Genomic DNA, 8420 nt, shown 5'->3' with positions numbered 1-8420 from the left:
TTGTACTGGCATTTTCCGGGGTATCCGAATTCAAGATGGAGAACAGGTCCAGTGAGCGCAGTACGTTCTGAACGTTGGAAACTTATGAAATTCTACGAAACAGGTGATGTTGAGCTCTACAATCTCGCGGATGATCCAGGTGAGGAAACAGACCTTGCCAGGCAGATGCCTGGAAAAAGGGTACAATTAATGCAACAATTGGAAGGGTGGCTCCAGGAAACAGGTGCTCCGCTGCCTTATTGGCCGGGTGAATAATTGGCAGGGAGATTTGTACTACGTCCCTTTTTCGCGGATTTGAAATCCTCATTTATGAGATATAAACTGCGGTTCCGAATCCGCTCAGGGGTTGTTCTTGACCAAAACTCCTGGTTTTCAACGCCCTCTAAGAGACAAATTATTCTACCTGACACCTCGATTTTGAGAGGAATCGAAAGTGGCAGATAATTCAAAAGCCTCCTGAAAATATGATCCGGACAAATCCTTTATTTGGTAACCCGTTGAATACGTTGCTTTTATTTGTATCCGCTCTTCTCATATTGGGATGTGCAAACGATGAACAAAAAAATACTCAAAACCCATCAAAACCCAACATCGTCCTCATTCTCGTGGATGATATGGGCTACGGCGATCTCAGGAGCTATAATCCGGAATCGAAAATTCCCACTCCCAATATTGATGGACTTGCGAGTGAAGGGATCCGCTTTATGGATGCACATGCCCCCGGCGCGGTATGTCATCCCTCCCGGTATGGGTTGTTGACAGGTCGCTATCCGTTTCGAACGAATACGAATGTGTGGCCGGAACAACCGGTGATTGACGAAGATCGCATGACAATAGCTTCGCTCCTGCAGTCGGAGGGATATCACACGGCGATGGTCGGAAAATGGCACCTGGGGTTTGACGAATCGGCTGCTATTGAGGCCAGTCGGGAAAATGCACAGGAAAGCGGGAACAATACCCGGGCTGCCTATCGCCAGTATGCAGAAGATCAGCTTTTATCCGGCGGACCGGTGGATCGTGGATTTGACTCCTTCTTTGGAATCCGGGCTTCGACAGATATTCCGCCCTATTTTTACATCCGGGATGACCGCGTGGTAAATCCGCCATCCGATTCGATTGGCAATAATTACAGCGGGGGCATCTGGACGGACATCCAGGGTGCGTTCTGGCGGGAAGGGGGGATTGCACCCGATCTTGAATTAATAGACGTTTTGCCGCGCTTTACGGATGAATCGATAGCGGTGATTGAGAATCACAATTCCAGCAATCAGAATAAACCTCTGTTTCTTTATGTGGCCTATCCAGCTCCTCATACCCCGTGGCTGCCGACCGAAGCGTTTGAGGGAGCAAGTGACGCCGGGATGTATGGTGATTTTATGGCGATGGTGGATGCAGAGATTGGCAGGATTTTATCAACCATTGATAAGGAAAACATGTCCGATGAAACGCTTGTCATTTTTACAAGCGACAACGGGCCTGTCTGGTATGACAAAGACAAAGAACAGTTCGGGCACGACTCCCAGGGAGGTTTGCGCGGGATGAAAGGGGATGTTTACGAGGCGGGTCATCGCATGCCGTTTATTGTTCGCTGGCCGGGAGTGGTAGATCATGGAGCAGTGACCGATCAGACGATCTCTTTTACCGATCTGATGGCTACATTTGCTGACATACTCAACACCGAACTGCCGCAGAATGCCGGAGAAGATAGTTTTAGTTTGGTTCCGGTACTTACAGGTGAACAGCCGGAAAAAGAAGCTGTTCGACCACCGGTGGTCAGTGTATCAAGCCGCGGCGTTCGAACTATCCAGGATGGCCGGTGGAAACTGATTGAAGCACTTGGTTCAGGCGGGTTCTCGGATCCTGCATCTATGGATCCAGAACCAGGGGGACCGGAAGGTCAGCTTTATAATCTCGAGGAAGATCCTGACGAGACGAATAATCTCTGGCTCAATCATCCCGATGTGGTCAATCGCTTAAAGCGCTTACTTCAAGACTACGACAGGGAAGGTGGAAGTCGACCAGCTGAATAATTTTCAAAGGCCCTCTCGTAATGAAGTTTCAATTTTTCGATATGATTGCATTTATGTTATAATAGAATTGTGCAAAATCAATTTTACTTAGCGATTGTTTAGATGAGGGATCAGCAGCTGTTTCAACAGGTCAAGGCAGGGGACCCGGAGGCGTTCGAAACGTTGTTTCGCAGCTACTACGACCGACTGATTAAATTTGTATGGGGATACGTAAAGTCCGAAGCGATTGCCGAAGAGATCATACAGGAGCTGTTCACCAAAATCTGGGAGGAAGGCGAATCGATCGAGATTAACAGATCCGTAAAAAACTACCTCTACACATCCGCCAGGAATATGAGTCTCGACTATCTGAAACACAAAAAAGTAGTGCAAAACTGGGAGCAGGAAAAGCAGGCACTGAGAAAGGAAAAACCAATGACTTCGGACCTTGAAAAAAATCTTCACCAGAAATTTGTGCTGGAAGAAGTGGAGAAAGCAATCCAGTCGCTTCCCAAGCGGAGACGCATGATATTTATTCTCAGCCGCTATGAAGGAATGACCTACCGGGAAATCGCCGAATTTCTCGATATTTCGGTAAATACGGTGGAGACGCAGATCAGCCGGGCACTTAACTCCCTGCGTGATCGATTTCAGCATCTGTTGACCCTGGCCGCCGTTCTATTGGTGGGATGACATTGCAACCGAAATTTTTATCATAGATAAGTAACATCGCCTCTGAACTGGTAGGTAGGGCATCCTCCCACTCATATTAACTCATTGATTACCAATGAATTAGAGTATTTATTATGCCAGTTGGGTGCAAGGAATTCCCCTTATTTGTCGAAAAACCGTGCATGTCTGCGATTCGATTATGGCAATATGGTGCGTTAGTAGTACAGCATAAGGTATTATTGACATGGAGGGGTGTTCCTTTTTGTGTGAACAAAAACGAACCCAAAAAATCACCGGCGGTGGATTTCTTCGCCTGGCTGCACTCCGCTGCGGCTAAAAGAAACCCAGATATTCACGTGGGCAGCCCCACCTTGCTGATAGAGGTTTCCCACTTGCCTGGGTCTTCCCATTATTCGTTGCAGAGTTTCTTTCTTAACGCCTTCGCTGCATTTGCCCGGGCGGCTCAGAAATCGCAAGGCCGGAAGGATATGAACCAGATTTTGTGGCAGCCCCAAGTCCAGAAAATCCCTGCAACTGTTTCCGGGAAAACCACGTGGTGTGGATAAGCAAGGGCCGGATTGGAGTCTCCGGGAGATCAATATCTGGGATTTTATGGTGACTTTTTTGGTTCGTTTTTTGGTCATACAAAAAATGAACAACTCTTCCATCGGGAAGGAGCGATTGTGACTTTTTGAGGATGCATTAGGTAGTGTAGTACCGTTCGCTGATTGCATTTTATCGTTTTATTTTGCTCGCCCATATGCAATCCTAATATTTCGCACTTCTCTGATAGAAAACTCCTGTTCATTTCTTTAGCACCATTCGCGCACAATAAACGGTCCGAACAGGCAGGATTTATTAATTCTTTTGAATGGCTCGCTGTACAGTTGCCTAAAAACTGCCTTCAGAGGCCTCAGGTGCTTGTTTCGCATAGTTAAATAAAATGCAGATCCTTGTCGTGGTAGATCTCAACACCCTCGTCTATAGTAACAGAAAGGGAAAACAATCGGAAATGATCATTATCCATGAACTCCAATTTATTTAAGATGTATCCCGAAGAAGTCATACGCTACATATCCGGTGACTACAGCGAGGCCGACGAGCAGTTTGTCCGGCAGTGGCTGGAAGAAGACCCGTCGCGCAAGGCGGTGCTCAGGCAACTGCGTGAAGTCTGGGAGATCTCCGGAACGCTGAAAATAGGCGATGTGGACCGCGCCTGGGCCGATCTTTCGCAACACACCACAGAACGAAAAAAGAAAGTGTCCGGGCGTATCGGGTACATGCCGAAAAAGACCTACCATTCTACGATCAATACCCTGATGAAAGTGGCGGCGGTGTTGCTGGTGCTTGCCGGGGCCTATGGTTTTTACGTGTACTCGGTTTCGATGAATGCAGGAAATCAAGCCCGGCAAGAGCAGGTAACGTATCGGACGGTTTCCTCTCAGGCTGGAGAACGGCTTAACCTGCGGTTGAGGGATGGCACAAAAATTGTTTTGAACGAATCGAGCACCCTCCATTACGCCGATGATTACGAGGAGAAATCCAGGAATATCCATCTGGAGGGCGAAGCGTATTTCGAGGTAAACCACGATCACCCTCACCCGTTTGTGGTGTATGCCAATAATGCCCGCGTTGAGGATATCGGCACCAAATTCAATGTGAAGACGAATGGCGGGGAAGAGAAAACGGAAGTGGTGGTATCACAGGGAAAAGTGAAGGTTTCTCCCAGAAAAAGCGAGGGAAGCAACGGGCAAATGCCGCTGGATGGCGGAGAGGAGCCCCCCTCCGATGATTCTTCGGTGATTGTATCAGAGGGCCAGAAAGTAGATGTGACGGCCCAGGCAGAGAAATTAACCGTCGAAAAAGCAGATCTGAATGTAGCGCTGGCATGGCTTGAAAATCAACTGATTTTTGATGCTGAACCGCTCTCATCGGTCATTAGAAAAATTGAAGACCACTACCAGGTACATATTGAGGTGGCTGATTCGGCACTGTACCGGAAGAAGCTCACCGCCGCGTTTGAAAAAAGTCAGTCACTGGAAAACGTCATTAAAGTGCTGAGCATTTCGCTGGATGCCCAGTACAGCATCGAGGACCAGCGCGTACGATTATATCGGGAACAATAAGACCAGGTTTAACGCAAGAACATAAACAAGTTTATCAATTACTAACTAAAAAAGGGAACCCATGGGGAAGTTATACAAATGCAGCTTCTATCTGTTATTTATCACGCTGTTGGGAATTGCAACAGCTGTATCGGCGCAGCAGAAACTGGCCGATTATAACGAACAGCAGGAAAACCGCAATATCGCCTTGCAGACGGTGCCGGATCAGCTTTTGGAGATGAGGATCTCTCTTAATGTTGAAGAGATGCCGGTGCGGCAGGTACTGAACAGGATACAAAAGAAAGTTGGGGCTCAAATAGTTTATACAGAAGATCTGATGGCCGGTGATCTGCATGTAACGCTGCATGCCGAAAAGCAAAAAGTGTTTGACATACTGGATCAAATCGGATACCAAACCGGGCTAAAATACTGGGCAACCGGCAGCTTCATCATTATGCGCGGGAGTGAGTTGCCCAAACAAATGGAGACGGTCTCGGGCCAGGTCACGGACGCCGCTTCCGGTGACCCGCTCCCGGGCGTCAACGTGGTGGTGAAGGGTACGACCACGGGTACCTCCACCGACAGTGAAGGAGGATTTGAGCTGGGTGTTCCCTCCCTGCAGGATACGCTGGTGTTTTCGTTTATCGGGTATCAAACGCAGGAAGTGCCGATAAATGGAAGAACGAATATTGATGTGGCTCTGCAAACACAGGCAGTTGCTGGTGAGGAGCTGGTTGTGGTGGGTTATGGTACGCAGCAAGAACAAGATGTGACTGGATCTGTCGAATCTGTCACAATGGAAAAGGTGAGTGAACAAGTTGTTACTGGAGGTGACGAACTTTTAGCCGGACAAGTGTCAGGTGTAAATGTGAATCAACCGGCTGGTATACCAGGAGGTGGACCAACTATTGAGATTCGTGGTATAGGTGCTGTAGGTGCTGGTAGCCAGCCTTTATATGTTATTGACGGTTTTCCAATTTCTGGATCGAGTTCAGTCGTTTCTAACCCATTAAGTAATATTCCGGCTGAGGATATAGAATCAATAACTGTTCTTAAAGATGCATCAGCTACAGCAATATATGGCTCTAGGGGAGCTAATGGTGTAATAATGATTGAAACGAAGAAAGGCACCTCTGGGCAAATGCAAGTACAAATTAGTGCCTACACTGGATGGCAGCAAGTTAGACAACAAGAGAAGCCAGACTTGATGAATGCCCGTCAATTTGCACAATTTCAAAAAGAACGAATATCAGATCAAATTCGATTTCAAGAAAATCGGGAACCCACAATGGATGATATACCCGAAGAATATAGAAATCCTGAACAGTATGGTGAGGGGACGGATTGGTACGATGAGGTTACACGAATGGCGCCCATGCAAAATTTAAGATTTAATATTAGTGGGGGTAGTGATAATATTCAGTCATATATTTCAGGGGCATTTCTAACACAGGAAGGAGTTGTTCTCGGAACCGACTATCAGCGATTCTCTTTAAGAGCTAATGTGAATGCTACGATAAGTGATAAGTTAAGTGCAGGAATTAATTTAGCTCCTACATTCTCCAATAGGGCTCAGGTAGCTATAGGAGGTGCTGGAAGAGGTGAGCCTGGATTTGGAACTGCGTTAGTAGCAAGCCCACTGGAGCCTGTATATAACGAAGATGGAAGTTTTAATGAGATGATCGGTAACACCGGGACATTTAATTATCCTAATCCAGTGCTGGAGTCACAAGACATAAAGAATGATTCTCGTACTTTTAATGGATTATTAAATGGATATGTAGAGTATAATTTACTTGATGAACTTAGGTTTAAAACATCTGCGAATGTAGAGTTTTCAGATGGTCAGGTGGAAACATTTCATCCTTCGAACGTTGGCAACCTTTTTCAGCCTCCCCCAGTAATACCTAGTGGATCATTCATAGCATCATCTGGTCTCAATTGGGCTACAGAAAATACTTTGACTTATCAAGATGAATTCTTGGGAAGTCATAGTATTGAGGCGCTACTTGGTTTTAGTGTTCAGCAAGACAGAACAACGGGGGCGAATATAAACGGTCAAGATTTTGCAGATGATGAAATAAAGACACTAAATGCCGCAAGCAGGTTACTTGGGGGGACAAATAAGCAGGACTGGTCTTTGGTATCATATCTGGCTAGAATGAATTATGATTACCAGAATAAGTACCTAATTACGGCAACTGTTCGTCAGGATGGTTCTTCTCGATTTGGTAGTGATAACAGATGGGGTGTTTTCCCATCAGGAGCTTTGGGCTGGCGTATATCCGAAGAGCCCTTCATGGAAGAATTGTCGTGGATTAGTGAATTGAAACTTAGAGGGTCATATGGTATAACTGGTAATTATAATATTGGGAATTATACCCACTTGAGCCAGATTGGAACCAGTGATTACGTTCTGGGGAATAGTCGAGCGTCTGGTAGAATATTAAATCAACTTGGTAATCCAAATCTTGGGTGGGAACGCACAAGTGAGATCAATTTCGGGCTGGATCTTGGACTTTGGGAGGACCGAGTAACACTTCATGCTGAATATTATGTCCGAAATACTGAAGATTTATTGCTTAATGTTGAAATTCCCCAATCCTCTGGGTTTTCAAATGTAACTGAAAACCGCGGTGATGTTGAAAATCGAGGTTTAGAATTATCAATCAATTCTAACAACATTAGTCAACAAAAACTGAGTTGGAGCACCGATTTTAATATAGCGTTCAATAGAAATAAGGTGTTAGAATTAGGTCGAGATAATGCCCCTATTTTTGCAGGATTTGGAGGTGGGGGGTTAGAGTCAAACATAACGAAGGTTGGTGAGCCTATTGGCATGTTTTATGGATGGGTAATTGAGGGCATTTTCCAAAGCGAAGAAGAAATTGCCAATTCACCGTCATACCAGGGTGCTGTTCCAGGTAACTTAAAAATGAAAGATGTTAATGGTGACGGAGTCCTGTCTGAACCCCATGACTTTGCAATTATCGGTAATCCTTACCCGGATTTTACATGGGGAATGACAAATTCACTCCAGCTTAACAATTTTGATTTAAGAGTACTTTTAACAGGCTCCTATGGTGGAGAGCGCTATCGTGAAGACCATCACTATTATCATAATATAGATGGTGTTTTTAATGTGTCTACGGATGTGCAAGACCGTTGGAAGTCTCCTGAAGAGCCTGGGAATGGAGAAGTTCCAGGTACTGTCGGTCTTCGTAATCGCCAGTTTTTCCGACATATAAATACTGGGGCAATTGAAGACAATTCTCATATATGGGTGAAGAATGTTACCCTTGGATATACTCTTGGGGAAGAATTAATGGATGGTATCATGCAAAGTGCACGCGTGTATGTTAGCGTACAAAATGCATTGTTATTAACAAATTATGGCGGAAGTAATCCAGAGGCAACGAATTACAACAATGCCAGTGGGGACGGAAACCTGGCACCTGGGTTAGACTTTGTGAGTTACCCTTTGCCAAGAGTGACAACACTGGGTATAAAGCTTAATCTTTAATTGTTTTTAACACTTAAGGGTAGTGTAAACTAAACTCTGTCCTGTTATATTGAACCCCTGATGGGGCTAGCCCCATCAGGGGTTGCGATTCAGATCCAGCGGTAGCCGGTC

6 protein-coding genes are annotated in these 8420 nt (G+C 45.7%); all 6 read left to right on the top strand.

The genetic code is table 11. The features are described 5' to 3' along the window. The coding region (locus ACG2E4_RS17950; protein WP_395277452.1) for a sulfatase/phosphatase domain-containing protein at positions 1-255 on the top strand (255 nt) is incomplete at its 5' end. A 251-nt stretch (positions 256-506) separates the two neighbouring features. Next, the gene (locus ACG2E4_RS17945; RefSeq protein ID WP_395277451.1) at positions 507-2030 is read left to right on the top strand and encodes an arylsulfatase; all 1524 of its coding nucleotides are present in this window, start codon (positions 507-509) and stop codon (positions 2028-2030) included. A gap of 102 nt (positions 2031-2132) precedes the next feature. Beyond that, on the top strand, positions 2133-2702 hold the full coding sequence (locus ACG2E4_RS17940) for an RNA polymerase sigma-70 factor (RefSeq protein ID WP_395277450.1): 570 nt from the start codon (positions 2133-2135) through the stop codon (positions 2700-2702). Between the two features lie 161 nt (positions 2703-2863). Further along, positions 2864-3247, top strand: a complete 384-nt coding sequence (locus ACG2E4_RS17935; protein ID WP_395277449.1) for a hypothetical protein — start codon at positions 2864-2866, stop codon at positions 3245-3247. Between the two features lie 459 nt (positions 3248-3706). Next, positions 3707-4807, top strand: coding sequence for a FecR family protein (locus tag ACG2E4_RS17930; protein ID WP_395277448.1), 1101 nt, complete (start codon positions 3707-3709; stop codon positions 4805-4807). 61 nt (positions 4808-4868) lie between these two features. Continuing rightward, the gene (locus ACG2E4_RS17925; protein ID WP_395262393.1) at positions 4869-8309 is read left to right on the top strand and encodes a SusC/RagA family TonB-linked outer membrane protein; all 3441 of its coding nucleotides are present in this window, start codon (positions 4869-4871) and stop codon (positions 8307-8309) included. The last annotated feature ends 111 nt before the right edge of the window (positions 8310-8420 follow it).

The sequence above is a fragment of the Halalkalibaculum sp. DA384 genome (genome assembly GCF_043951955.1).
In the GTDB taxonomy this organism is placed as follows: domain Bacteria; phylum Bacteroidota; class Rhodothermia; order Balneolales; family Balneolaceae; genus JAMQKA01.
This window is presented reverse-complemented; position numbering and strand designations above follow the sequence as displayed.